Origin of the sequence: Leifsonia shinshuensis, from assembly GCF_014217625.1 — a bacterium.
In the GTDB taxonomy this organism is placed as follows: domain Bacteria; phylum Actinomycetota; class Actinomycetes; order Actinomycetales; family Microbacteriaceae; genus Leifsonia; species Leifsonia shinshuensis_A.
The window spans coordinates 53,792-76,259 of the sequence record NZ_CP043642.1 but is presented as its reverse complement, the minus strand read 5'-3'; the positions used below and the strand labels follow the sequence as shown (position 1 = coordinate 76,259).

At 64.6% G+C, this 22,468-nt stretch carries 27 protein-coding genes; 9 read left to right on the top strand and 18 right to left on the bottom strand.

Annotated features, from left to right (window positions below; all coding sequences use genetic code 11):
• Positions 1 to 73: 73 nt before the first annotated feature.
• Positions 74 to 466, top strand: coding sequence for a hypothetical protein (locus F1C12_RS22045; RefSeq protein WP_115697608.1), 393 nt, complete (start codon positions 74 to 76; stop codon positions 464 to 466).
• A complete protein-coding gene (locus F1C12_RS22040) occupies positions 463 to 1,182 on the top strand; it encodes an RES domain-containing protein (protein ID WP_115697609.1) in 720 nt (239 codons plus the stop codon). Before F1C12_RS22045 ends, F1C12_RS22040 begins: the two co-directional genes overlap by 4 nt.
• Before the next feature lie 3 nt (positions 1,183 to 1,185).
• Here F1C12_RS22040 and F1C12_RS22035 read toward each other — a convergent pair whose 3' ends face one another.
• The 3 genes from F1C12_RS22035 to F1C12_RS22025 all read right to left on the bottom strand — a co-directional run bounded on the left by F1C12_RS22035 (position 1,186) and on the right by F1C12_RS22025 (position 2,481).
• A complete protein-coding gene (locus tag F1C12_RS22035; protein ID WP_115697610.1) occupies positions 1,186 to 1,479 on the bottom strand; it encodes a hypothetical protein in 294 nt (97 codons plus the stop codon).
• Positions 1,480 to 1,525: 46 nt separating this feature from the next.
• Complete coding sequence (locus tag F1C12_RS22030) at positions 1,526 to 2,095, bottom strand: hypothetical protein (RefSeq protein WP_147295954.1); 570 nt, start codon at positions 2,093 to 2,095, stop codon at positions 1,526 to 1,528.
• Positions 2,096 to 2,157: 62 nt separating this feature from the next.
• On the bottom strand, positions 2,158 to 2,481 hold the full coding sequence (locus F1C12_RS22025; protein WP_185279129.1) for a hypothetical protein: 324 nt from the start codon (positions 2,479 to 2,481) through the stop codon (positions 2,158 to 2,160).
• A gap of 46 nt (positions 2,482 to 2,527) precedes the next feature.
• Here F1C12_RS22025 and F1C12_RS22020 point away from each other — a divergent pair, with 46 nt between their 5' ends.
• A complete protein-coding gene (locus tag F1C12_RS22020; protein ID WP_185279128.1) occupies positions 2,528 to 2,890 on the top strand; it encodes a hypothetical protein in 363 nt (120 codons plus the stop codon).
• A gap of 55 nt (positions 2,891 to 2,945) precedes the next feature.
• On the opposite strand, the gene F1C12_RS22015 is transcribed toward F1C12_RS22020, so the two are convergent.
• On the bottom strand, positions 2,946 to 3,317 hold the full coding sequence (locus F1C12_RS22015) for a hypothetical protein (RefSeq protein ID WP_185279127.1): 372 nt from the start codon (positions 3,315 to 3,317) through the stop codon (positions 2,946 to 2,948).
• A 154-nt stretch (positions 3,318 to 3,471) separates the two neighbouring features.
• On the opposite strand from F1C12_RS22015, the gene F1C12_RS22010 reads away from it, so the two are divergent.
• Positions 3,472 to 3,654, top strand: a complete 183-nt coding sequence (locus F1C12_RS22010; RefSeq protein WP_185279126.1) for a hypothetical protein — start codon at positions 3,472 to 3,474, stop codon at positions 3,652 to 3,654.
• Between the two features lie 23 nt (positions 3,655 to 3,677).
• Here the strand turns inward: F1C12_RS22010 and F1C12_RS22005 are convergent, their stop codons facing one another.
• Positions 3,678 to 4,442, bottom strand: a complete 765-nt coding sequence (locus F1C12_RS22005) for a hypothetical protein (protein WP_185279125.1) — start codon at positions 4,440 to 4,442, stop codon at positions 3,678 to 3,680.
• Entirely contained in the window at positions 4,439 to 4,729 is a 291-nt protein-coding gene (locus tag F1C12_RS22000) for a hypothetical protein (RefSeq protein ID WP_185279124.1), read from the bottom strand. The genes F1C12_RS22005 and F1C12_RS22000 overlap by 4 nt, the downstream gene beginning before the upstream one ends.
• A 115-nt stretch (positions 4,730 to 4,844) precedes the next feature.
• Here F1C12_RS22000 and F1C12_RS21995 point away from each other — a divergent pair, with 115 nt between their 5' ends.
• From F1C12_RS21995 to F1C12_RS21980, 4 genes are all read left to right on the top strand, one after another.
• Positions 4,845 to 5,744, top strand: coding sequence for a hypothetical protein (locus tag F1C12_RS21995; protein WP_185279123.1), 900 nt, complete (start codon positions 4,845 to 4,847; stop codon positions 5,742 to 5,744).
• 76 nt (positions 5,745 to 5,820) lie between these two features.
• Positions 5,821 to 7,308 carry a non-homologous end-joining DNA ligase gene (gene ligD, locus F1C12_RS21990; RefSeq protein ID WP_185279122.1) on the top strand — a complete coding sequence of 496 codons (1,488 nt, stop codon included), beginning with the start codon at positions 5,821 to 5,823 and terminating at the stop codon, positions 7,306 to 7,308.
• Between the two features lie 95 nt (positions 7,309 to 7,403).
• Positions 7,404 to 8,621 (top strand): tyrosine-type recombinase/integrase, encoded by a 1,218-nt coding sequence (locus F1C12_RS21985; protein ID WP_219732644.1) that lies wholly within the window; start codon positions 7,404 to 7,406, stop codon positions 8,619 to 8,621.
• Entirely contained in the window at positions 8,614 to 11,115 is a 2,502-nt protein-coding gene (locus F1C12_RS21980) for a tyrosine-type recombinase/integrase (protein ID WP_185276276.1), read from the top strand. The genes F1C12_RS21985 and F1C12_RS21980 overlap by 8 nt, the downstream gene beginning before the upstream one ends.
• Before the next feature lie 132 nt (positions 11,116 to 11,247).
• Here F1C12_RS21980 and F1C12_RS21975 read toward each other — a convergent pair whose 3' ends face one another.
• The 4 genes from F1C12_RS21975 to F1C12_RS21960 form a co-directional block, all read right to left on the bottom strand.
• The gene (locus F1C12_RS21975; RefSeq protein ID WP_185276275.1) at positions 11,248 to 11,796 is read right to left on the bottom strand and encodes a hypothetical protein; all 549 of its coding nucleotides are present in this window, start codon (positions 11,794 to 11,796) and stop codon (positions 11,248 to 11,250) included.
• 62 nt (positions 11,797 to 11,858) lie between these two features.
• Complete coding sequence (locus tag F1C12_RS21970; protein WP_185276274.1) at positions 11,859 to 13,127, bottom strand: hypothetical protein; 1,269 nt, start codon at positions 13,125 to 13,127, stop codon at positions 11,859 to 11,861.
• Positions 13,124 to 13,822 (bottom strand): ATP-binding cassette domain-containing protein, encoded by a 699-nt coding sequence (locus F1C12_RS21965; RefSeq protein ID WP_185276273.1) that lies wholly within the window; start codon positions 13,820 to 13,822, stop codon positions 13,124 to 13,126. The genes F1C12_RS21970 and F1C12_RS21965 overlap by 4 nt, the downstream gene beginning before the upstream one ends.
• Before the next feature lie 59 nt (positions 13,823 to 13,881).
• A complete protein-coding gene (locus F1C12_RS21960) occupies positions 13,882 to 14,298 on the bottom strand; it encodes a hypothetical protein (RefSeq protein WP_185276272.1) in 417 nt (138 codons plus the stop codon).
• Positions 14,299 to 14,577: 279 nt separating this feature from the next.
• On the opposite strand from F1C12_RS21960, the gene F1C12_RS21955 reads away from it, so the two are divergent.
• Positions 14,578 to 14,964: a hypothetical protein gene (locus tag F1C12_RS21955; protein WP_185279121.1), complete on the top strand. Its 387-nt coding sequence runs from the start codon at positions 14,578 to 14,580 to the stop codon at positions 14,962 to 14,964.
• On the opposite strand, the gene F1C12_RS21950 is transcribed toward F1C12_RS21955, so the two are convergent.
• The 8 genes from F1C12_RS21950 to F1C12_RS21915 form a co-directional block, all read right to left on the bottom strand.
• Positions 14,961 to 15,449 carry a hypothetical protein gene (locus tag F1C12_RS21950; protein WP_185279120.1) on the bottom strand — a complete coding sequence of 163 codons (489 nt, stop codon included), beginning with the start codon at positions 15,447 to 15,449 and terminating at the stop codon, positions 14,961 to 14,963. The two genes, F1C12_RS21955 and F1C12_RS21950, sit on opposite strands and share 4 nt — an antisense overlap.
• Positions 15,449 to 16,111, bottom strand: coding sequence for a ParA family protein (locus tag F1C12_RS21945; protein WP_185279119.1), 663 nt, complete (start codon positions 16,109 to 16,111; stop codon positions 15,449 to 15,451). The genes F1C12_RS21950 and F1C12_RS21945 overlap by 1 nt, the downstream gene beginning before the upstream one ends.
• A gap of 404 nt (positions 16,112 to 16,515) precedes the next feature.
• The gene (locus F1C12_RS21940; protein ID WP_185279199.1) at positions 16,516 to 18,150 is read right to left on the bottom strand and encodes a hypothetical protein; all 1,635 of its coding nucleotides are present in this window, start codon (positions 18,148 to 18,150) and stop codon (positions 16,516 to 16,518) included.
• 598 nt (positions 18,151 to 18,748) lie between these two features.
• Positions 18,749 to 19,003 carry a hypothetical protein gene (locus F1C12_RS21935; protein WP_185279198.1) on the bottom strand — a complete coding sequence of 85 codons (255 nt, stop codon included), beginning with the start codon at positions 19,001 to 19,003 and terminating at the stop codon, positions 18,749 to 18,751.
• A gap of 250 nt (positions 19,004 to 19,253) precedes the next feature.
• Entirely contained in the window at positions 19,254 to 20,303 is a 1,050-nt protein-coding gene (locus F1C12_RS21930) for an alpha/beta hydrolase family protein (RefSeq protein ID WP_185279197.1), read from the bottom strand.
• Positions 20,300 to 21,265 (bottom strand): hypothetical protein, encoded by a 966-nt coding sequence (locus F1C12_RS21925; protein WP_185279196.1) that lies wholly within the window; start codon positions 21,263 to 21,265, stop codon positions 20,300 to 20,302. The genes F1C12_RS21930 and F1C12_RS21925 overlap by 4 nt, the downstream gene beginning before the upstream one ends.
• On the bottom strand, positions 21,265 to 21,786 hold the full coding sequence (locus tag F1C12_RS21920) for a hypothetical protein (protein WP_185279195.1): 522 nt from the start codon (positions 21,784 to 21,786) through the stop codon (positions 21,265 to 21,267). The genes F1C12_RS21925 and F1C12_RS21920 overlap by 1 nt, the downstream gene beginning before the upstream one ends.
• Before the next feature lie 8 nt (positions 21,787 to 21,794).
• The gene (locus F1C12_RS21915) at positions 21,795 to 22,454 is read right to left on the bottom strand and encodes a helix-turn-helix domain-containing protein (protein ID WP_185279194.1); all 660 of its coding nucleotides are present in this window, start codon (positions 22,452 to 22,454) and stop codon (positions 21,795 to 21,797) included.
• Between the last annotated feature and the right edge of the window lie 14 nt (positions 22,455 to 22,468).

Below are 22,468 nucleotides of genomic sequence, written 5' to 3'. Positions count from 1 at the left end.
GGGGCGGTATTGACGGTGCTTTTTGGGCTGAAATTGCTAGTGTTCTTGCAGTCGGTGGGAGTATTCTCGCGGTATGACCACCACAACCACCCAGAAGCCGGGAATGCGCGCGTACGACGATGCGGTGCGTTCGACCTTCCCCGAACTGGTCAGCAAGCTCCGCGACATCATCGGCGTGCGCCTGGTCGCCTACATCGGCAACGTCAAGTCGACAAAGCCCGTAGCAGAGTGGGCCGTCGGCCCTCGGGAGCCCGGCGAGACCGACCGCGATCGACTCTTCGTCGCCTACCAGATCGCCGCGTTGCTACGTGAGCGGAACGAGGCCGTCACGGTCCAGTCCTGGTTCAAGGGCATGAACCCGGCCCTCAACGACGCCTCTCCGGCGCGCGTACTGCGCGAGGGAGACCCGACCGAAGTCGGTCCCGAGGTGATGGCGGCCGCCAAGGCGTTCGCCTTCATCGGATGATGGGGCTGGCTATCGCGGAAGTCTCCGAGCAAGTCTGGCGGGTCGGTTATCGACCGAACCCCTGGGCATGGGCGGATTGGCGGTACGCGAACGACGCAGGGCGATTTAATGGCCGCTGGGACGACCAGCTGGCCGAGCTCTTCCGGACGCTCTACACCGGCGAGAGCTTGCTGGCGTGCCTACTGGAAGTGCTCGCGCAGTTCCGGCCTGAGCCGCAGACGGACGCCGAACTCGACGAGATCGAAGACGAGGCCGGCGAGGTCGACCTCTACCCGGACGCCCCCTCTGGCACCGTCGGTTACGGATGGCTCGAGGAGCGCTTCGGGGGCAAAGCTGACCAGACCGGCCGGTACTGCTTCGTCACCCACAGCGAAAGCCTTGCGGCGATCCAAGCCCGCTTCCCGTTCGCCCGGTTCAAGCTGACGCCGATCCAGCTCGACACCTCGGTCTTGAAGGACGCTCGCCAGCGCGACCTCACCCGCTCGATCGCCCGATGGATCTTCGAGCTGCGGGACAAGAACCAGAACGACCTGGTCGACGGGATCCAGTTCACCTCTCGCTTCGGTGACGAGTACCGCATGTGGGCGATTTTCGAGCGCGCCGCAGATGGCGTGACCAGCGGGCATCTGACGAACGAGGAAACATTCGAGCTGCACCCGGAGACGCCGGAACTTGTGGACGCATTCCGCCTCCACAACCTTCGCTGGACGGACTAGCGCTCAGTCCAGCGAGAGGACGCTGAGCAGGCGGTGATCCGCCGGCATCTTCGCCAGGAGGGCAGCTCGGGCGGCCTGGTAGTCGGAGCCGGTGGCATCGAGCTCGTTCACGGCCGCAGGGCGAATCCGGCCGGTGGCGATCACGCGGCCACCGCGAGGCATGGAGTTGTGGACCTGGATCAGTTCGTACCCGTCGGGCACCTGTTCCTCGATCATCGCGCGCGCCTCTTGCGCGTCGTCGGCCTCCGCGGTGATCTCTGTCACGACGGTGGACTGAATCAGGCCTCGGATGTGCATGAGGCCAGGCTATGTTGCACGACCGACGGTCGAACTCCGTTCGTGTTCAGCCTGAGATGGTGGGGTCGTTGGAGCGATCGTCCATCTCGTTTCTGGGCGCCAGGTATCGGTCGGTCCCTGGAATGCGCACGGGCACGTCGGGCCATGGAACAGGAGTGGCCGGGAGAAGGGGCTGGCCAGTCTCCCGAACCGGGTTCTTGCGGATGCCGACAGCCGCCAGCTTTTGCCGCGTTGCGCGATCAGGAATCGCGCGAAGGGAGTTGAGTTCAGCGCTGGCCTTCTCCAGGGCGCGCTCTAGCGCCGCGCGCTCGGCAGCAGCCGAACGAACGCCGACCGCATAGAGGACTAAGCCGTCGTCGGTGAGCCGGTCGAGGGCAATCGGAGCAGGAAGCCGGTCGAGTTCCTGACCACCGAAGCCAGGCGGAGCCGGGTGGCACGGTAGCCGCTCGACACCATCCAGCAGCGGCACGGCGGGATCGACAAACGCTCGATGCCAGACCCATGCGGAGGCGGCGCGCACGCGGTCGAGCTCGACGTAGATCCAGGCGAAGGTTTCCCGAGCATCGCGGATGCCGGCGTTGATGATCTCTACCGGTCCATAGCGTCGTGCGGTCATAGCCCCTCCCCTCACTACCTAGATGGCGGAGGCGCGCAGCTGCAGTGCACGATCGCGCGGCTTCAACGACGCGGCGACACCTGTCTGCGTGGCCGGCTACGCACGGCGTCCTTCCACACCCACCCCTCGTGCTTTTGCCCGTCCCGCGTGGTGAAGCGGATCCGCACCGCATGTTCGTTCCATGCAAGAACTTCGACCTCCGGGCGGACCACCGCTTCGTGGAACCGCACGAAGGCGACCGCCGGCGTAGGCGTCGGCGACTCGACGGCTGGATCGTGCTCGAGGTCGATCTCCTCGTTCGTCAGCCACACGGGCCGGGGGCGCGTGACGATCTGCTCGATCACCCGGTCCATCCCCGCGCCGGGATAGCGCCGATTCTGACCCACTGCCGACCTCCTTCCTTGCGAGCCCATTAGAACATATGTTCGAATCGTGAGGGAGGTTGCGAGGAGAGTCCTGCGCGCCGGCGAGAAGGTCTGGTTGATCGTCGACGACGCCGCCAGCAGGATCCACTTCATCATCGAGTACGGACCCGCGGTCAACCAGGTCACGCGCGAGACGCTCATGAAGTACCGAGTCGACCACTTCACTCTCAAACGCTCGGAAAGGTGGCCACTGGGCTACTACGACGAACTTCGAGCCGCTACGGGCGCCTGCGAGCTGGCGCTCGAAGAGCGAGCCTTCATCTCCCCAGCGACAGCACCAGACGGGTCGATCATCACTCCCGAGGAACAGCGCGAGCGTTGGCGAGCCGGCCTCGATCCACGCACCGGGGAGCCGCGAGAGGACGCCTGAGCTCAGTCGAGCCAGTCGAACCCGTTGCTTCTACATCGTGAGGGCCCTACCCGGCTTAGCGCTCTTCGATGTCTCGCCACTCGTACACAGCAACGTCGACGGCAGTGCTCGTGAGCACGAAAGTCTCGTAGACCGTCCGCGAGCCGTTCAGCGGCCGCTTGAACTCGCTCGGGAGGTAGCCGTCGACCGCGATGATGCGATGAGGTTCCGTACGCCCGTCGGGGTACCGCAGGACCACATTGCACCAGCGTGCGAGTCCGCCGAACTCTTCCAAGCCCTCGACATCGCTCATGCGCTCGACGATAGTCATCGACGTCGCATGGCCGACAGGCGCAGCAATGGGGTTCAGAGGAAGGATGCCGACCCCGGTCAGAACAGCGACGAGATTGGCGACGTCCGCCAGGATGTTCCGCTCGGCCTTCCGCACGGGGCGCGGGGTGACTGCCGCGTGGCAGCAGCTCTTTCGGTGTCGTAAAAGGTGTTGGGTCATGCCCACTCTGTGCGCGGACCCGCTGACCGGCTGGGTCTACCCGTAAGTGGCGCTATTGCGGCACTGCCCCGCTGGGGCGCAGCATGCGGCAATGGAAATCACAACGGTGCATCACGGCGGGCCACTGGATGGTGTCAGTCAGAAGTTCGACCTCGAATTCGTTCCCACCTCTGTCCTCTTTGGCAAGAACGGCCGGTGGGAAGGGGAGTATCGGAGAGACGAGACGGCCCCTATCCACGAAGGCGAGGTCGATGTCTATCGGCACGAGCTGTAAGCCGGAACTCAGCCGCGCTTTCTCTACCACGGGGTGTTCTCCCCCGGGCCGGGGCGGCGCTTCGTCTCGGGAATACCGGGGCGCAGCGTGGGCGGCAGAATGAGCCTCTCTGATTCCTCGTTGATCCGGCTCAGCGCCTCCTGATCATCGACCAGCTCCATGATGACCGCAACGGCGAGCATGGCCGCCATGGCCGCCATGTTCGTCGCGGGACCTCTGAGCGCATGCGCGGGAACGTGGCGAAGCACCAGGTCGTCCGCACTTCCGGCGAAGTAGGAGGTCTGGGTGCTGGCACGTACGTGCACCGCCAGGGACAGACTGCCGTAGGAGTTCTCGAGAAAGCGCTCCTCGTCGAGATCGCGCATCATGTCAGTGAACGATGGCAGCCCCCTCCCCTGCGGGACACTGATCGCTGCGGCCGTCGCGAGCAGCCCCGCATCGCTGAACCACTCACCCACCATCTCGATGTTCTCCTTCTCACCGCGGACCATCGACACCCGCAACTTCGAGAGTCCGTCGTGCCGGTGGAACGCCCACTGGGCCGTGACGGCGTGCTCCAGCGCCGCTCGCGCGAGCACCATCGCCTCACGTTCAAAATCTGCATCGACCAGCAGCACGTAGGCGCGCGCATGCCTGATCGCCTGGACGCAGATGCCCCAGAGCTGCTTGAACACAACTTCATCGGAGGCCTTGACGACAAAGTCTTCGCGCTCGATCAACTCGGACGCTTCTCGGATCCAGGCAATCCAGTCGTCCTCTGTCGGTCGCAGTTCAGACGAATCGCTCATGGATGCCTCGGATCATGGGAGTGCGCGGCGATGTGCTGGATGAGTTGATCCCAGGCCGCACGCGCCTCGTCGACGCCGCGATATCGGCCGAGGTGCCAGCGGCCCTCCGGCAACCCCTGCAGCTTGTGATCGACCACCAGCTCGACGTCGTTCTCACCCTGAATGGTCACTGGGATGAGGCTCGTAATGTGGTCGGGATTTATCCAGCGCGCGGCGGGCGGTCTTCCGAGCGCGGCGTGGATGAGAGGGACGTCGTCCGCGCCCGGCGGGAAGGCGATGAGGGCCACGCGCGACAGCGTACTGGCGTCCCGTCTCTCGTAGGGCCGGAGCGGTAACGTCGTGTCGTGGTTGCGACATCCGCTCGTCGACGTCGGCGGCCTTAATCGAAGGGACATGCACGGCGTGACGGAGGAACTGACCGGGGAGGCGCTCGCAGCGCGGCGCGCGCACGTCGCCGAGGCGAACCGGAAGTTCGGGAAGGTCCTCTCGATCATCGGCGTCGTGCTCGCGGCCGTCGCCCTCCTGCTCCTGATCGGCGGCGGCATCCTGCTCACTTGGATCGCGTCCGACCCTCCGGGACTCGAGGCGTCGAGCGCCGACGACCTGCGCGGGCTCGCCGCCGTCGGCATGAGCGCGGTGCCGGGCGTGCTGGCCCTCTTCGCCATGTGCGGACTGGTCGCCGGCGAGCAGGTCCGCCGCGGCGGGATGGGACGCAACCCCGCGCCGCCGGGCACCGTGCTGCCGAATGCCACCTTCATCTCGCGCTTCCGGGTGCTCCCGACGGGCTGGCACGTGCTCTGGGTGGTCGTCGGGCTCGTGGTGTCGTTCGTCCTCGTCGGGCTCCCCGTCATCTCGTGGTTCACCGGAGGCTGGCCGGGCGACGTCGACGGCTCCGAGCAGTTCGCGCAGTACTGGCTGATCTACGGCTCCATCGCCTTCGGCGTCACCGTGGCCTCCGCGGTGTCGCTGATCAAGAAGACGGCGTACCTGCGTGCGCTGCGCTCCGGCCGGATCGTGAGCGGCCGGCCTGCGGCGGGCCAGAAGTTCTGGCGCTGGTTCGACTACCGCTGGCGGTTCGACCTCTGGCTGGCGGGTCTCGGCGCGATGGTGGCCGTACTGGCGCTCACGCCGCTCTCCGACGCCGTCGGACCGGGCGCGTCGCCGGAGGAGACCGCCTCCGTGCTGCCCGCCCCCCTGTCCTTCCTCGCCCTCGGGCTGCTGCTCGTGATCGCGGGAGTGGTCTGCACGCTCAACTTCTGGCGAGCGGGCGAAGAGCTCGGCTCGGGCGAATCCGCCGCCTGAACCACACGACGACCTTCGGCCACTGCCCTCGACATCGTCCATAGGCTCGACGGACTCCCCGCGGTACCGTCGGGCCATGGTTGGTACCCCGCTCGTCGAGGTCGATGGTCGTCGTTTGCGCCTAACCAACCTGGACAAGGTGCTATACCCGGAGACCGGGACCACCAAGGGCGATGTCATTCACTACTACGCGACCATCGCACCGGCGCTGCTCCCCCACCTGACGGAACGTCCTGTGACACGGAAGCGTTGGCCAGACGGCGTCGGTTCGGCCGCCGCGCCGATCGAGGCGTTCTTCGAGAAGGATCTCGGGATGGGCGTGCCGGACTGGGTGCTGCGCCAGACGATCCTTCACTCGGGCGGGGAGAAGCGCTACCCGGTTGTCACCGATCGCGCGACGCTCGTCTGGCTTGCGCAGACTGCGGCGCTCGAGTTGCACGTGCCGCAGTGGCGCTTCGACACTGACCGCCGGCCGACGCGGATGGTGCTCGACTTCGACCCAGGCCAAGGAACCGGTCTTGCCGAGTGCGCTCAGGTGGCGTTGTGGGCGAAGGCGATCCTCGACGACATGGGCCTTGCGACCTTCCCCGTGACCTCCGGGAACAAGGGCATCCACGTCTACGTGCCCCTCGACGGCCGGCTCTCCTCAGACCAAGTCTCCGATGTCGCCCATGAGCTCGCACGCGCGCTCGAGGCCGACCACCCGGCCGAGGTCATCTCGACCATGCCGAAGGAACGTCGTGTGGGCAAAGTCTTCATCGATTGGTCGCAGAACAACGCCAAGAAGACCACCATCTCTCCCTACTCGCTGCGCGGCACCGCCCGACCGTTCGCGGCCGCGCCGCGCAGCTGGAACGAGATCGCTGCCCCTGGACTTACGCAGCTCGACTTCTCGGAGGTCCTCGAGCGATTCGACGCGATGGGTGATCTGCTCGCTGCACTCGACCCCTCCCCCGCTGTACGCCCGCCTGAGCTGTTGCGTGGCCAGATCGACCTAGCACTGGCGAAAGCCGCCGAACGCGTCCCAGAGGCGGCAGCGCTGCCCGGAGGGAGCGGTTACGAGCCGAAGCTGGACGGGTGGCGGGCGGCGGCGGTCGTCGACGTCGACCGGGTGACACTCTGGTCGCGCCAGAAGACGAACCTGACCGAATCGTTCCCCGACGTCGCCGCGGCGATCGCCGAACAGATAGAGGCGGGTGTCGTCCTCGACGGCGAGCTCGTGCGCTGGAGGGACGGACGACTCGACTTCGACGCTCTGCAGCGCCGCTTCGCCTCCGGCAAGCAGCGCCGCCGGCGGCTGGTCGACGAGGAGCCGATCGACTTCGTGGTCTTCGACATCCTCGCTGCAGGGGGCCGCGACCTTCGTGGCCTGCCTTACGACGAACGTCGCCGCGCACTCGAACAGCTCGCGGTCGACTGGCGGCCGCCACTGAGCTTGATCGACACCACTGCCGATACCGCTGAGGGCCGGCGCTGGTTCGAGGAGTTGCCCGACCGTGGGATCGAGGGCGTCGTGGTCAAAGGCGGTGGGCAGCCGTACCGAGGCGGCCAACGAGACTGGTGAGTTGACTGCACTACCAGCGCGTCGCCAAAGCGGGCTATCTCGCGTTGGTAGACCGGTGGTGCGGCCCCTGACCAGCCGTGGCGAGGAGCATTAGCGTGACCGAACCGGACACCTCGGAGGACCCCGTGCGCCGCGGGCTACGTACCGGCGAGGTCCCGCTGGCGCGGGTGGGCAAAGTGCGTACCGGGCCGGGCCCGACGGAGCCGTACCTGCTGCTCGACGGGAAAGGCCGGGTCGTGGAGCCTGTCAGCGCATGGGTGCGATACATGGTCGTCGGCGACCACAGTCCTCGCACGATCCGGTCGTATTGCTACGCCGCGCTCACTTGGTTCAGGGTGCTCTGGCAGCTCGAGGTCGGCTGGGATCTGGCGACTGAGGCGGAGACAGCCGCTTTGGTGGGCTGGCTCCGCGTCGCACCGAACCCGCAGCGTCGCCTCAAGGCCGGCGCCCCGGGCGTCAACCTCAAGACAGGCAAACCGAACCTCGGCGTAGGCTACGGTGCGGCGACCATCAATCTCACACTGGCCGCGGTGCACGGGTTCTACGAGTTCCACGCCCATTGGGCCAGAGGGCCGGTGGTCAACCCGGTCCCGGAGTCGCCTGCACGTCGTCGCGCGCTCGCTCAGCGCAGCCCGCTTGAACCTCGGCAAGCGTACCGGCGCGGGGCCTACAGGCAGCGCGCACTGTCGCGTGCGCCGCGGTCGATCCCGGATGCGATGTGGGAGGAGTTCTTCGCGCAGATGCCGAGCGATCGTGATCGGGCGTTGCTCGCTTGCTTCGTCAGCTCTGGAGCGCGCGCCGAGGAGATGCTGGGAGCTCAGATCGAGGACGTGGACTGGGCTGGCCAGCGGATGTCGGTTGTCTCGAAGGGCTCGCGGGAGCGGCGTCTCGTCCCGTTGTCACCGGAAGCATTGATGTGGCTTGGCCGGTACCTTCGGGGCTTCGATGATGCCTCCAGCGGGCCGCTCTGGAGGACCGTTCGGGGAGAGCCGAGCCCACTGACCTACGGCGCCGCCCGCCGTGTGTTGCAGCGAGCGAACGGCAGGCTTGGTACGAACTGGACGTTGCACGATCTGCGACACACGGCGGCGATGCGGATGGTCAACAGCGGCGTGCTTACCCTGCCAGAGGTGCAGGTCGTGCTCGGCCACGCTGACCTGCGGACCACGAGCATCTACACCACGCCGCGCATCGAGGAGGTCATCGACAAGGTGCACGAACATTACTCGCGCCCGACGCCGCCGCCGCCACGGTTCGCGACCGGTTACGCCGCCGAGGACATCGCGATCGTCTTCGGAGACGCCCATGAGTAGAGCGATGGTGTCGACGACCGGTGTCTGGAGCCGGAGAGAGGCACCGGACGACGGCGACACCGGCTCCGAGGAGCCGTCGAAGAAGTCCTGGGGCAATGCCGACGTCGTTGAGCCGCTCGCACCGCAGCCTCGCCTGCCGCAGCCGCTGGGAGACTTGAGCGCGACGCCGATCGAAGCGTTGGTCGCAGCTGCCTGCTCGGTGCTTCCGCGGTCGGCTATCCAGCTTGATAAGCGCTCACGCTCGATCCGGCGTTTCGCCGAGCATCTGAGCGCCTTCCCGGGTGACACCTGGCAGCAGCGGTGGGACGCGAGCGGTTGGGAGTCCTCGACCACCGGGCTGATGTCGCTCAACCCGGCGCCGGCTGCAAGCTGGACGATGACCAGCGGCTTCTCTTGGCTAGTTGCTCTCCGTGTCCTGGTCCCGTCGCTGCGCGTGCTGCGGACGACCGCGGTCTCGGATTTCTTCAAGATCTTCATCGCGAGCCAACACGGAGACGACGACCTGGCTGCCCTTACGGCTGCGGTCGAAGCTGCTCCGGTGAGTGCGAAGTCGCGCCATCAGACCCTCACCGACCTGTCCTACATGCTCGCCGTCCAGGCCATCCCTGCCTCCGACATCACACCGGGCGGTTTGATGCACTTCGGTCTGGCGTTGCGCGAGGTCAGCACCGCTCGGGACAAGAACACCCGCAAGCTGGCGGGAGCCCTGGTCTGGCAGGTGCTGTTCGACGCCGACAAGTTCCCGGCGGGAACTCCCGTGACGATGCGAATCGCCACGGTGGGCGGGCGGAAGAGCGTGGCAGAAATGGTCGACTCATACAGCGTCTCCAACGCCGGGGTGCGCCAGCTCCTGATCGACTACATCGCTCACCGCGGCGCACTGGGAATGGACTACTCCACCCTCAGCCACCTGGTCCGGGCATTGACCCGCAACTTCTGGTGCGTGATCGAGCGGGTGAACCCCGACCAGACGAGCCTGGAGCTCGACGAGGCAACATACGAAGCCTGGCGCGCCGAGATCGACACCGTACAGACCACGGAGGGCCGACGTCCTCGCCAGAGCATCTGGGATCTCCTGGTCACTGTCCGCGCGCTCTACCTCGACATCCAGAGTTGGGCGATCGAGGACCCGGCACGCTGGGGACCGTGGGTCGCCCGGTGCCCGATCCCGCCGATCGCCAGCCGCGGCTACAGCGCCGGCAGACGTCGACAAGCTGAGCGGATCGCCGACCGGACCCGCACGCGCCAGCCGCTGCTGGAGTTGCTGGTCGACCACGTCGTGGTGGTGCGTGACCAGATGACCGCGTTGCTCGCGGCGGCCCGGGCATCCGCGGAAACCGAATTCGAGGTGAACGGCGTCCGCTATCTGCGATTCACGTCACCGCCAAACGCAGCCACGTTCCCTCACGCCGGTCCGCGCGCACGTCGCGGTGCCGCCCTCGAGCCCTCACCCGAGAGCGGCTTGCTCCGGATTCAGCGGGCCGATGGCGGCCCGAGCATCGAGATCCAGAGCGAGGAAACCCGGGCCTTCTGGACTTGGGCGATCATCGAGGTGCTACGCCTGACCGGCATCCGCCACGAGGAGCTGTTGGAGCTGTCCCACCTTTCGATCCGGCAATATCGGCGCTCGAATGGCGAGGTGGTCGCACTGCTCGTTGTGACACCGTCGAAGACGGACCGGGAGCGTGTCATCCCGATGTCGCCCGAACTTCTCCACGTGGTCGCCCAGGTCATCCGACGACAGACGGACAAGTTCGGGGCGATCCCGCTGGTGCGCCGCTGGGACCCCCACGAGCGGCAGCACACCGAACCGATGCCGTTCCTCTTCCAGCGCAGCAGCGGCCAGACCACCGGTGTGATGAGTCCGACGACCGTCGCCAGAATGATCCGCCGCGCCTGCCAAGAAGTGGCGGGCCGCTACCCGCAGTTTGCAGGACTGACCTTCACCCCGCACGACTTCCGGCGCCTGTTCGCGACGGACCTCGTGAACAACGGACTACCCATTCACATCGGAGCGGCTCTCCTCGGTCACGCGAGTCTCCAGACAACGCGCGGCTACGTCGCCGTGTTCGACGAAGACGTCGTCCGCCACTACCAGCTCCACCTGACCCGACGTCGGCGACTTCGGCCTCAGGACGAATACCGCGACACAACCGTTTCCGAATGGCAAGAGTTCGAGGAGCACTTCGACAAGCGCAAAGTCGAGCTCGGCTCGTGCGGTCGCCCGTACGGAACGCCATGCGCGCACGAACACGCCTGCGTACGCTGCCCAATGCTTCACGTCGAGCCGCAAATGATCGCCCGACTCGATTACCTCGAATCCGACCTTCTGGGACGTCGAGAACGCGCAGAAGCTGAGGGTTGGCGCGGGGAGATCGAGGGGATCGACGTGACGCTAGACCATCTGCGCACCAAACGCGAGCGGACAATCCGGCTCCGGCCAGAAGGAGCTGTCGACCTACCGATGCCGACCTTCCGGGCGTTCGTACGCTGATGTGTCGCCGACTTCGAATTTAGATCTGAATCCGAGCTCTGGCGATGACCACAACTTGAAAGACGCGCACCGAGCACGCCACGTCATCACCCTTTCTAACGAAAGCGCAACTTCATGGCTTGCGCAAGCAAGCTAGCGGAGCACCCGCAGCGGAGACCGAGCGGTTTCGAAACCAACCGCCAACGCCAGACCCACCCCCGCGACAATGAGGCAGAAGATCAATGAGCTGAGTTGATCGTCTGCTTGCGCGTAGAAGGTCGCTATCCCCACTGGGTCGTCTTCTCGATTGACGAAGTAGAACGGAGGAAGGGTGATCCAAGCGAGCGGGATAAACCAGCTCAATTTGGGACCCACGATGGCAGCGCAAACGAGCGTTATGCCAGTGAATCCGAGTAGGTTGCGTTCTGCCGAGAGGATGCTTTGGCCATTGATTGGGGAGGTGGCAAGGGCTCCAACGAAGATGCCTGCAACCACCAGGAAAAATGCGAGTTGGGCTCCTCGAGCGCGGACGAGATTGCGTGTCGCGCCTCGGTCCAACTCGGGTGTCGGTGAACCAGAGAGCGCGCCGATTGCCAGGCCGTAGAACGCTGGGGCAACCATGGCCAGAGGGAAGGTGAGTGTGCCGAATTCATGGGGTCGGACGATCCATTCGCGGGCAAGGAACGCGGTAACAAAAACCACGGCCGCGACAGCTAGGTAGGGCAGCGTTCGCCGCGACTTGAGGAAGAGACTGCTCCCTCGCATCAGAATGCCGCAGAGGTAAGCGAGCAGGTCCGAATGTCTTGGGCGTGTGCCTTCAACCACGCGACCTTGCCGCTCTCTGTCATTCGCTCAAAGCGCGCTGATGCCGCGCCGACCGGACCCTTTCCCTCGAGCGCAGCGTACGGGTCCGGCTGGGCAACCAGCCACGAATACACAATCTCGGCGAGGTTCTGGAACTCGGCGGTGCCTTGGCAGTTCGGCGCGAGCGTGTACTGGACATACATCTGTAGCGCGATCGGTGCGGCAGATACTCCGACATCTTGAAGGTAGATCGCCCGGCTCCCGTCCAAATCTTGGGCGGACCCCGCATAGCTCTGTTGGAGCTTCGTGGCTTCGAGATAAGTGCCGACGGTTTTGCGGTTGAACTGCTCGAATTGCCGCTCGAGAGCTGGAATGGCTGCCTTGTATGGCTCCGCGACGCATACCTGCGGGCGCCCGTCGGCGCAGGCGTAAACCGGCCGCACGTAGCCTTCGGTGATCACACCTTTGCCGCTGGCAACAAGCAAGATCCCAACCACAGCGACTGCCGCAGTGGCGGGAAGCGCAACGACGAACAGCCGACTGACTCGAGTCCCGATTCGAGCTACGCACACGAGGAAGACCACCGCGCTAATCGCTACGTACCAGATCGCTTCTCCGGCCAGTGTCGACCACCGATAGCCTGAGAACAGCTCTGTTGCGTCACCCGTAATGAAATATAGGTGAGAAACCCACCTAGCCTCGTTTGGAAGGAACTGGCTAAACGGGATGAATAGGAAGTACGCGACTAAGGCTGCGATCGGAGGGACGAACCAGCGAAACGTGGCGAAGATCCCCACTGCGAAGCCACAGGTGCTGGCGAATATGAGCCCGGCCGCAGTCGCGAGGAGCCACAGCCACACCGGAGTCCCGTACCCGTTCTGGAGCACCATGATCGCACCAGTAACGACGATGCCCGCAGCGAATCCGAGCAAGGGCCAAATGAGGCTCGCGAGGTAGTGGCTAAGCACGGGCCGGAGCACCCCGATGACGGATTGCCTCAGCTCGAGTCGATGACTGTGCCGCATGCGTAGCCCCGCTTCAAGGGCGACGGCGCCCACAGCGGCCGGACCTAAGATAGCGATCGACGCCGTCAACGATTGAGTGGTGGTTGCCCATTCCCACAATCCGGGTTTGTGCAACCCCAGAACAGCCAGCAGCACCAGCACCGCATACGCGCCGCAGAAGAACCGTCCAGGCGAATGCGTGGCCTCAAGCAGTACGTGTTTCACGCAGCATCAAGCTTCGTCTTCGACAACCTGGCGTAGCCGCGCTCCAACGCCGTTGTGCCGGGGCTTGAGCCGTCGTCCCATGCGACGAGCTGGGCGGCCGACCCTGAAAAGATCACGCCTCCACCACCGATCACCAGCACGTTTGCCATCATGTCCTCCACATCATCGATCAGATGCGTGCTCAGAATGACGGTGGACGTCGCCACCTGCTCGGCAATCACCCCTCGGAAGTAAGTGCGCTGCTCAGGATCGAGTCCCACAGTCGGCTCATCAAGAATCCACAGCGCTGGATCGTGAACCAAAGACGCGGCGATGTTGACGCGCTGTTTCATGCCCCCAGAAAGCTTTCGGTATTTCGTCCGTGCATGCTCGGTCATCCCCACGCGATCAAGCGCTTCTGCTGCTCGCACTGTCAGCTCCCGGCTCGGGACTCCCTTTAACCACGCCGCGTACTCGACAGATTCGGTTGCGGTAAACGACGGGAAGGCGTCGGCCGACTGGGCGATGAATCCGATGCGCGCCAGAAGAGACTTGCGATCCATGGCACGGGAGGAATCTTGGCCGAAAGCTACTCTCTCGAGCACGGGCTCCTTCAGGAGCGCGAGGGCTTCCAATAGTGTCGTCTTTCCAGCGCCGTTACGTCCTAGAACGATGTTCAGTCCTGGCCGGAACTCAAAGGCGATGTCAGACAGCACCCGCTTCCTCCCCCGCTTGAGAATGAGGGAGGAAGCGGATACAGTCATGCGTTCTTGAGTCAGCAATGGCTAAGGGTGATCGTGCCCGAACCGCCGACGTTCACGAGAATGCCACCACCAGAGTTCTCCAGCGCGCCGTTGGTGTAGTAGGTCGTCGTGCCACCGTTGTCGCAGACGTTCTTGCTGACGTTGTAGCTCGTCTTCGTTCCCGAGTCGTAGGCGGTCGTCACCAGCGCGGCCGGAAGCAGATCGTAGTAGTGCCACAGCTGGACGTTCATCGATCGGTAGCTGCTTGCGCTGCACGAGGCGCTCCCGGCGACATGGATGTAGTTCCCCGACTTTGACGGCGTCTTTACGGTCGCCGTACAGCCGTTCCCGCTGTTCGAATTGTCTGCCATGGCCGGCGCCGCAACCGCGACGGACCCGGCAACCAATGCCGCCGCAGCAATGAGTGAAGCAACTTTCCCTTTGATCATTTGAATACCCCTAATTTCAGGCGCCCGCGGACGCCATCATCCAATCGCGGCTATTGCCGCCTCGAAGCACCCCCAGGAATTCTCAACCGCTATCCCCAATAGCGCCCTTGTTTGAACCTATCGGGCCGAGACGCAGATTCCTGTGTCGTCACTTTTGCGGACTTGCTCAGATGTCAGCTGATCGACTACGCCCCACAAAAGCACGAGCCGTCGTCAACTTCGGGTGATCGAACAAATGGCAGGGCTGGACGATCGGTTCAAGTGCAGATAAGGATCAAGGTGAAGCATCGCGACACCTTCGAGGTCGTTGCGGGCGCGGTGACCGGTACGTTGACCCAGCCGGGCGAGCTGATTCTCGGCCGGTATGAGGGCGGCGAGCTACGAATCATTGGCCGCACGACACCCGTGCGGCCTACGGCCGCCCGCGCGCTCACTCCCCTAGTCCGACCCGCATCAGCGGATCATCCGTGGCCCGACGTCATCTCGTCTCGCACGTACGACCGCTTCCAGCCGAAACGCGAGACCAAGCTCACGCTTATCGAGCCACTCACTGTCGAAATCTCTGCGGACACTTCGATCATTGGCGGCACAATTCGTCATGCGGCACGTTTCGTCAGGGCTCGCCCAGAGGTATCTCCCGGCGACGTGAGCTGGCCTCGCCCCTAAACTCTGTTAGTTACAGAGTCCCGGAGTTGTGCCTCGTCGTTTCCATTGAGCTCGTTGAGGTGCGGGATCAGGAGGTCGATCGCGATCCGGATAAGGGTGTTCTCGGTGATCCGCTCCCCTGCCCCAGGCGCCTTTGCTCGATTCAGCTTGCGCGCGTACTCCGTGAGCGTCTCGTACTGCTCCTCGCGAAGACGGGTCTCCTTGCGAACGAACCGCAGATACAGGGGCTCTCCCCCGGCCGGCGCCGGGACGACAGCGGCCGGCGCCGCGGCCGCGGCGGGTTCAGCAGCCTTCTTGGCCTGGGCAGGCTGCCGCTTTCGAGGCGACGCTGACTTCACCAGCGGCGTTTCGGCATCCGGAGCGGCTAGCGCCTGCGGGGCCACGACAGGGTCAGAGGCTGGCGAAGAGTCGCCTTGTTGCTGCAGCGGCTCGACGTCGTCAGTGTTGATCTTGTCGAGCAGCGTCGAGAGGTCCTTGCGGCTCATCAGATTGCTCCTGCCTGAACGGGGGCGTTTGCCCAGATGGATTGAAGCTCGAGCGCGACTGAGTTGTAGTCGAAGATCGCGGCCCGGTTCTGTCGCGTATCCGTGTAGTCGGTGACGACCCGGCCAGTCAGAGGAGCGTCGGTCACGCTCGCCGACTTGCGGACGTGGTTCTTGAATCGCGCAAGGCCCAGATTGTCGACGATCCCCTCCCAATCCTGGAGGTGTGCGTCGCCTCGCCGGCGGTCGATGTTATTGAGAAGCACGCGGTAGTCGAGGTGTCGAGGCTCCACAAGAGACTTAACGGTTCGAACGAGCGGCTGCACTGCGAGAGGGTCGAGCACCAGGGGCAGAATCACGAAATCCGCGGAATCGAGCACGGCAGACAGCGTCGATGTAGCTTCGAGGTTGCCCGGAGTGTCGACAAAGATGAGGTCGTAGGGCAGCTCTCGCAAGCGAGCGAGGTTCTTGGGATCAACGTCCGGGGCGAAGTCGAACGGTAGATCCTCTCCCCCATTGCCAGCCCACCACGTCGTTGATCGCTGACCGTCGGCATCCACCACGAGGACGCGATTCCCGCCTTTGGCTAGTACGGCCGACAGGTTCATCACCGACGTCGTCTTGCCGATCCCGCCCTTCTGGCCTGCTACAGCAACGATTCTCATGGTCCTATCCAATCTGTAGGTTCGGAAGTTACAGAGTTGCGCCCGCGGCGTTTCGCAACTCTGTATGTTCGTGATTTTGGAAGTCTGCGAGTTCGTGACTAACAGACTTCGGGAGTTCGTGACTTTGTAAGTTTCAGGTCCATCGCTCCGTTTTTGCTCTGTAAGTTCCAAAGTCTGGTACTTCCGTACTTCCGTACTTCCGTACTTCCGTACTTCCGTACTTCCGTACTTCCGTACTTCCGTACTTCCGTACTTCCGTACTTCCGTAGTTCCGTACTTCCGTAGTTCCGTAGTTCCGTAGTTCGGAACTCTGTAACTCCGTGAGTACGATAGCACACGGCCGCCCAAGTTACAGACTTCGTGACTTCGTGACTTCGTGACTTCGTGACTTACAGAGTCTGTAACTACAACTCGCGGAACAGCTCGCCGAGGGTGACGGCTCGGTCGCTGTGAGCAGATCCGGCCTTGTTTACGACGTACGTGTTGTGGTCATCGGCCGTCGCCGGGGGAGCGAAGCGGATCGTGGTCACGGTGTTCAGGTCAGCGTCGTCTGGGATGTCGGCCTTTTGCTTCGGGTTGATCCAGACGATGTCGCCGTGGCCGAGCTCGACGTGGTCGAGCTGCCAGCCTCGGGTGGTGAGGAGTTCGTGTACCTGCTGCACCTCGGTGTGGAGCTTGCGGACGACGGCGGGGAAGTCGGCGGGGTGCATGCCTTCGCCGAGGAGGACGTCGGTGATGCGCCGACGTTCGGTGGCGCGCCGGGTGCGCTGCGCCTGGAGTTCGTCGGCCCGCTGCCGATGGATCTCGCGGATCGTGGTGTCGATCGCCTGGCGTTCCGCGGAGGTCGGCGCCAGGGGCAGCCTTCCGTCGTCTCGGGCGGGGGAGGGAGTGGCGTGCTTGACGGGGCTGGTGCGGATGATGGTGCGGGGCTTCTCGCCGGGGGTGATGACCTGTTTGACCATCCAGATGAAGTAGCGCAGTGGGTCGGCGGCCGCGGTGATCTTCTGTTGGGCGGTGCTCTTGTCGCCGGAGTGGCGGGCGTCGACCAGGTCGGCGATCTGCCACCAGGTCCAGGCGTCGAGGTCGACGCCTGCGGCGGTGAGGGCGTGGTCGAGCTGGCCGATGTGGCGCGTGAGGAGCTTCCCGGTCTTGCCGAGTCGGGGACCGGCGAGAGAGCCGCCGTAGTGCCGGTCCAGGTGCGCGAGAAGTCGCAGTCTGTCGAGGGATCGTACCCTCTCGGGGACGTTTGCTGACGGATCGTCAGAAAAACCCTTGTTCCTATTCGGCCTGGCGCGCGTAGCGCGCTCCATTCCCCTTGGGGATTGTTGTTCTAGATCTACCGAAGAAGAAGGTTTTGACGGGACGGAAGCGGTTAGGCCCAAAACGGGATCTAGAGACGCGGAGTTATCCACAGCCTTGAGGGCGGGGAGCGTGAGCGCCATGACGTTGGCGGCCTGCTCCTGGTGGCCGCCGTGCGTTTCGAACGCCTCGGCTTTCTCCTCCCGGGAGAGCAGGTTCCGGCCCGTGGCGTGGACGTGCACGAAACCGCCGGCCTCGAGGGTGCGGATGGCCAGGCGCACGCTCTCGTCGGCCTTGAGCCGGATCGTGCGTCCCTCGGCGGCCTCGGTGTTGGCCAGGACGCGGGCGCGGATCGTCGCGTAGGAGAGAGTGACGTGGCGGCCGGTAGCCGGTTCGGCGGCGTAACGGAGCACGTGCGCGATCGCCAGCAGGGTGGCATCGGCGACGTGCCACCGCTGCCGGGCTTTCTCTCGCTCGGGGGAGTGCAGCCAGTCGATGACGCAGTCGAACCAGTGGGCGCCGGACCACCAGGCGGGGATCTTGGCCCATTCCTCGGCTGGGACGTGGATCGCCCAACTGCGCGGTGCGGGCTCACCCCGCTGCCTCGGCGGTCGGAACGTGTCGCTCGCTTCGTGGGCATGGAGGGCTTCGGCGACCTCGCCGGGGGTGGGGAGCCATGAGCGGTCGCCGGCGTCGGCCGCGCTACGGCGGCCGCGCATCGGGGCGACGTGTGTTCTCATGGCTTCTGGTGACCTCTCCGGCCTGAAAATGGGCGCAGCAAAGCTGCCGGTATGTGCTCGGCTCTGTTTTTGGGCGCACAAAGGTCGCCGACTGTGACTCGGCGTTCCTTCGATGCGATGCGTCGGGGCCGCTGTTGCGGGTCCGACCGGTGCGGGGTGAGGGCGGGCGTCAGGCGCCGGCCGCGGTCTCTGCGCTAGATCAGGTGACCGTCCTCCTCACCGTGAGGAGCTGCGCGCACGCGCCGTCGACCAGGTCGATCGGGCGTGCAGGATGCGACCCGTCAGCGGCCGCGCACGTCGTCGTAGCGGGGCGGGACGGGGAAGTAGTGGGGGAGAGGGACAGCGGAAGCTCGACGTCGACGAGACGGGCGACGGAGCGATCTGTGGCCGACACGCCGACACGCGGGACGCGTGCGCACGTGCAGGAACCCGAAATCTGGGTTACGATGCTGCCAACTCCTCTCAGAGGGTACGGAAAAGCCTCCGGGCCATTCCGGATTTATTTGGGAAGAAGCTCAAGCCGAAACTTTGGCGAGTGAGGGACTTGAGCTCCAGAGTGAAAACCTGGGACGGGCCGCCGTAAGGCGGCCCTTTCTCTTTAAGCGGCTGCCGTAGAGGACACCTCCGATGACTCCATCAGTGCGACCGGGACGGCAGGCAAGTGGCCGTGCTCCGCGACATACTCGCGGATGAACAGCTCGAGGTAGAGCGCCGGCGAGTAGTTTCCTGACTCGGCGGCGGCACTGTCGATGGCTTCTTCGATGAAGGGCGAGAGCAGAAGGTCCGCTCTCCATGCGTCCTTGTTGCCTCGGACGAAGTAGTTGCGCTTCTTACCAGCGTTCCTGCCTGCCATGCGCTCATCTTGTCGCGTTAATCCCGGGATTAACGGCAGGCTCGCGGGCGTGTTTGCAGAGTCGGCCGAATCAGCCGTCTCACTAGCTCCGGATTTATGCACGAGCAGCAGACTACCCGGTATAGGGGCATTAGCCGTCCCTATATGCGACCCCCGTTAGCGTGTCGTGGAACTTACCCAGTCCGCGATGACCGCGTTAAACCGCTCGGGGTCGAGGTTGTACTCCCAGGCGTGCTCTGCGCCGTCGATTTCAACGAGGGTGACCTGGTGAGGATTGGCGGCCGCGAACTTTCGGCTGAGGACCACGGGGATCTCGGTATCGCCGTCGGAGTGGATGACCAGGGCCGGCACCTGCAGGCGGGAGCCGCGGGTCCAGTCCAGGGCGTCTACCGTCTAGGTCGATGGGGGAGACGAGGCCGACAATTCGGCTGCTGAGGCGGCCGGCGAGGGCTCCTGCTGCAGCAGCGGCCAGGAATGCAGGGAGGTGTGCCTTGTGCGCGCCATAGCGGATGACGGTCCGCCAGTCGGTCGACGGCGCGACAAGGACCAGCCCCCCGATCGCCTCACGGTGCGGGGAGCGCTCGGTGAGTAGTAGGGCGATGCTGGCGCCCATGGACCAAGCGAAGAGGAAGACGCGTTCGGCGCCGTGCTCGAGCGCGTAGGCGATCGCCGCGTCGACGTCGGGCCATTCCGTGGTTCCGAGGCCTGAGGCGCCGTTCCGCACCTCCGGGCCTTCGGTGTCGCCCCGGAAGGAGACGACGAGTGAGGTCATGCCGAGCTGGTCGGCCGCGGGGACGGTGCGTAGCGCTGTGATTCGTGTCGTGCGCACGCCGTGGATGTGAATGGCCCAGGTCGTGGTGGGGGTGCCGTCGGGCTCGATGAGCCAAGCCGGAGCCGTTCCGCCGTCGACGGGGATGAGGACTTCGCGATCGTTGCGGTGCAGGACGGCGGGTGAGCGGAGCACGTGGCCGGTCCACCGCCCTTCTGTGGCCTCTGACAGGCCCGTACCGTCGACTTCGAGCAGCTTGCGGGTGATCGAGTCGTCGGAGGTGTCGTGGCGCACGATGTCGCCTACTAGGGCGTAGCCGTTGTCACCTGCCCAGAGTCCGAAGGTGCCGGCGTGCAGGGTCTTGCGGTCGGCGTCGAGGGTGATCGTCTCGGATTCCAGGTCGATGTCGCGGATCGCGGTGAGTTTCGGTGGCCGCGGCATTACGACACGGCGGGCGAGGACGACGGCCAGGGCGCCGATGCCGATTGCGGCAACGACGAGGACTGCGACGATGACGACAGCCCAGATCATGCGGTAGCTCCGTTCGTGATGGTGAGCGATTGGACCATCGGTTCGCTTGGTGCGTTGGGCAGGCTCCGGGCGACGAAGCGTTCGGATCCGGCCACGAGGATCGCTTCACCACGGCTGAGTGTGATTTCGGCCATGGTTTCCTGGTCGCGGATGGTGATCACGTGGTCGTAGACCCGGCCGATCGTGTCCGTTGAGGGCACGGATTGAGGGCGGGGGAGACCGCGGCGGGCGAGGACGCGCCCCAGCAGGAACAGCTTGGCTTGGAGGCGCAGTTCGCGGAAGGAGCGGGTCGCGGTGAACGACGCGATACCCGCGACGATCAGGATGACTCCCACGTAGAAGAACGGGTCGAACCCGTTCTTGAGCAGTTCGATCACCGAGGCTGGGGCCATCTGGAAGCGCGCGAAGGTCAGGTAGACGATCTCGTCGAGGCTGGCGAGGATGACCAGTGCAGCTCCAGCACGGAAGAACCAGTAGGAGCGGGCTTCACGGCGGTTTACCCCCCGGAGCAGTTCGAACGAGATGGACGCGATCGTTGCCATGTAGATCGAGGCGTAGAGCCACATCGCGGTCTGTCCCGTGCGGTGTGGGATGAAGTAGTAGTCCGTCGTACCGCGATCGGTGATGAAGAGGAACGGGATGGTGAACGCGATGAGCGCCAGCGCGAGCGGCCACCAGCGCAGCCGCCGGCGTTGTCCGTCTTGCGAGATGGCGGCCTGGGTCACCAGCCAGAAGGCGATGGTGCAGAGAAGATTCTGGGCGAGGTTGATCCAGTTTTCGCCCCCGAGCCAGCCGTCGACGACCCGCTGAGGGATCACGGTGCCGAGGGTAAGCAGCGCGAGCGTACCGACACCGGACGCGAGCCAGGACAGGCGACTGCGCGGTTCCCGGATCGCGGAGGGTGTGCGGAGCACGAAGACGAGGGCCAGGATGATGGTCGCTGCTGTTTTCAGTTCGTGCATCAGCCGAAAACTCGCTCGTCGGAGTCGTTCTTGGGCCGCAGCAGGATCCGCGACAGCAGGAAAGCCAGGTGTTCGGCTTCCCCTTCCATAACGGCGTCTGAGACCGCGCTGGGGCTGGAGGTGGACGCGATGACTTTGCGGGCACGGACCTCGGCCGAGGTGGCGTCGATCGCCACTCCCGGCGCGGTGGCTCGCGCGGTCTTGCAGCCGGGGTGCTCGAAGAGGATGTGTGCGAGTTCGTGCAAGACCACGTGCATCTGGTAGAGCGGCGTGTCCGTCTTGCGGATCAGGATGCGGTGCCGTTCGGCGGTGTCGACCCAGAGTCCGGTAACGGTGGCCCAACTCTTGTCACCGATGGGTTCAATCGCGATCGGTTTCCCGGACCGGTCCACGACGAGACCGACGACGTCGATGAGAGTGGAGGTGTTGCTGTTGAGATTGAGGCTGTCGAACTTGCGCTGAGCGTTCTTGGCAATGTCTGCAGGCGTTCGACCATGGGGCGTCCCCGAATTGACGCTCATTTATGGCTCTACTTCTGGTCTGTTGCTGAAATGTCTTTCGCTATCTGAAGGAGTGCGCTGGCGGGAACATTGCCGAGCGCGCGCGCCGAGACGGTCGCGCCCCCGATCTGTTTCAGCGTTCTACGGAGGACGAGCTGTGCCTCGACGTGCTCGGTGACATCTTCCTGGGCGAAGTTGGTGAGATAGACCCTATCGACGTCGAAGAACGTCGCTATCTCGACCAGCAGCTTCTCGCTCTGGCTCGTCACGGAGGCGGTCTCCTCCATCAAGGAGGCCCAACGCTCGGGAGTGAATTCGACCTCTTGCGATCGCAGGAAGTCCACAAGATCGGAGATGCGGAAATCATCGCCGTGCGCGGTCGGCGTCTCGGCAAGCAGCTGAAGCCGGCGGGCGAGCTCTGGACCGCTGAGCCGAAGTGCTCGGTTGCCGACCATCCGCTTGGAGGTGAGGTCCTCGGGCTCGACGCCGAGCACGCGCGCGAGGGCGTCGATGTCGTTGGTGTTGAAAGGCAGCTCATGATTGAGCCGCTTCCAGTAGTAGTTCTTGCTGAGGCCGGCCTCGGTGAACAGCTGCTGGTGGGTTCGGCCCACTTCCTGGCGCCGATGCTCGATGTTGGAGACAACGCGCATCGAGAATTCTGTCGACGGCGCGGCGCTCCCTCTGCCCATCCCTGGAGGGTACC